Annotated in this window: 3 protein-coding genes; 1 reads left to right on the forward strand and 2 read right to left on the reverse strand. The window is 41.1% G+C overall.

What is annotated here, in order from left to right; genetic code table 11:
• On the forward strand, positions 1-1,206 hold a 1,206-nt coding region (locus ACFILW_RS09515), incomplete at its 5' end, for a contractile injection system protein, VgrG/Pvc8 family (protein WP_375685690.1).
• Between the two features lie 84 nt (positions 1,207-1,290).
• Here ACFILW_RS09515 and ACFILW_RS09520 read toward each other — a convergent pair.
• The gene (locus ACFILW_RS09520; protein WP_273783426.1) at positions 1,291-1,611 is read right to left on the reverse strand and encodes an addiction module antidote protein; all 321 of its coding nucleotides are present in this window, start codon (positions 1,609-1,611) and stop codon (positions 1,291-1,293) included.
• On the reverse strand, positions 1,598-1,900 hold the full coding sequence (locus ACFILW_RS09525) for a type II toxin-antitoxin system RelE/ParE family toxin (protein ID WP_212113015.1): 303 nt from the start codon (positions 1,898-1,900) through the stop codon (positions 1,598-1,600). Before ACFILW_RS09525 ends, ACFILW_RS09520 begins: the two co-directional genes overlap by 14 nt.
• Between the last annotated feature and the right edge of the window lie 117 nt (positions 1,901-2,017).

Below are 2,017 nucleotides of genomic sequence, written 5' to 3' on the forward strand. Positions count from 1 at the left end.
AGTGATCGTATCACTATAGAGCTTGATGACCGTGCGCGTGACAGTGATAACGGCTTTCTTGATATTCCTCTTATCGGAACAATCATTTCTGTCACACTTGGCTATGAAGGCGGGAAAAACCGCGATATGGGATCCTATCTGATAGACGAAATCTCTGTAAGCAGCCCACCACAAAGCTTAAGCGTGACAGGGCGCGCCGCATCAATGAACACGTCTTACAGAACACCCAAAAGCCAATCCTATCACCAGCAAACCCTTGGCAGTATTGTTCAAGAGATAGCACAGCGTAATGGCTATACACCAAAAGTTGACCCTGCTCTTGCTAAAATTGTTGTGCGTCACATTGATCAAACTTCTGAAAGCGATATGGCTTTTGCCACACGCCTTGCAGAAGACTATGATGCGGTAGCAAAACCCGTTGATGGCAAGCTTGTTTTGGCTAAACGGGGCGAAGGCAAAGCCATCACTGGTGAAACACTCCCCGTTATTGTTATCCATGAAAAACATTGTACCTCTTGGGATTTTAAATACAGCGCACGAGATGAAGCAGGTGCAGCCAATGGCTTAGAAACAGATGTGGGGGACGACCAAAAAGCCGCTGCTGATGCACGAGAACCAGAAGAGATTGAGGAAGGTGAAGATGTTATCCATATGGACGAAAGTGACGCCCCCAATTTGCCTAAAGTAGAGACAGCAGCCGAAACATCTGAAAAGAACGAGCAAGAAGAAGAGAAAAAAGGCGGTGTTATCGCAAGCTATCATGATATCCGCACTGGTGAAAAAAAGGAAGTCAAGGTTGGTAAAGAGCCTTTTCATGAACTCAAATACACCTACCATAACCAATCAGAGGCTGTTGCAGCCATTGCTGCTTATCGCAATAAATCATCACGCGGTAAGTCTTCTTTCTCATGTGATATCGGTGGTGATCCGTTTGTGCAAGCAGAAGCAAAGCTTGTTCAAGAGCCCCCTTTCCGCCCCTATATTCCAGCAGAATGGCGTATCAAAAGTGTTAAGCACAAACTTGATAAAACGGGTGGTTACACCACAAAAATAGAATGCGAACTTTTTGATGAAGCCCAAGAAGACACAGCTGGAAACGTTGCAAACACAACACCAGACAAGGATGATACCCTTGATCCAAACGCCCCACCAAACGCATGCGACGAAGGCGAAGGCGTCATCCATATGGACGAAGAGGATACATGATAGGTTATAAACCAGATGTAGAGCCCCTCATTTAAAAGATTGCTTAAATACCTCCCTTCCCCATCTTTAAAGGTGGGGAGGTAGTCAAGATGCTTCTTCTAAAGCTGCTTGTTCCTTACAATTATTTTGGATAGGCGTTAAGCTAATCTGCAAATTTAAAGCACTCAAAACACTGAGAAAAGTAGAAAGCCGTGGGTCGCCTTTATCACTTAAAGAACGATAAAGAGACTCTCTTGATAGCCCTGTATTTTGGGCGATTTTACTCATTCCTTGGTTTTTCGCTATTATACCAAGAGCATGGGCAAGATACTTACTATCTTTGCTTTCAAGAGCATCTTCTAAAAGAATCCTTTGTGTCTCAGGTGTCTTGAAATATTCACTTGTGTCAAATTTAGTAATTTCCATGTTTCATTTCCTTTACTAATTGAAGAGCTTTTTCGATATCTTTTTGTTGTGTAGATTTATCACCCGCATTTAATAACAAAATGATTTGTTTACCTTGTTTTACAAAATAGATTCTATAGCCAGGACCATGATGTATTTTTAACTCTCCAATTCCACGGAAAAATTTTACATTTCCAAGAAATCCCGTTTCTATTCTTGCTATCCGTTTAACAATATGCGCTTGCGCAATCTCATCTTTTAAAGAATCTAGCCATTTTATAAAATGCTCTGTTTTGTATACTGTAAACATTTGTAACTTATAAGATACAATTATTACAATGTCAAATACATTCTTTTGTTCCAATGAAAAAGCGACATGAAGCTTAACCAAGCTATCTTTCCGAATGAGAAAGATGTCAATTTTTTT

The sequence above is a fragment of the Bartonella sp. TT110JLCBS genome (assembly GCF_042193405.1).
Taxonomy (GTDB): domain Bacteria; phylum Pseudomonadota; class Alphaproteobacteria; order Rhizobiales; family Rhizobiaceae; genus Bartonella.

What these genes read in the sequence shown, in the direction of transcription:
- ACFILW_RS09520 (WP_273783426.1), bottom strand. Translation starts at nt 1,611, where the DNA reads ATGGAAATTACTAAATTTGACACAAGTGAATATTTCAAGACACCTGAG.
- ACFILW_RS09525 (WP_212113015.1), bottom strand. Translation starts at nt 1,900, where the DNA reads ATGTTTACAGTATACAAAACAGAGCATTTTATAAAATGGCTAGATTCT.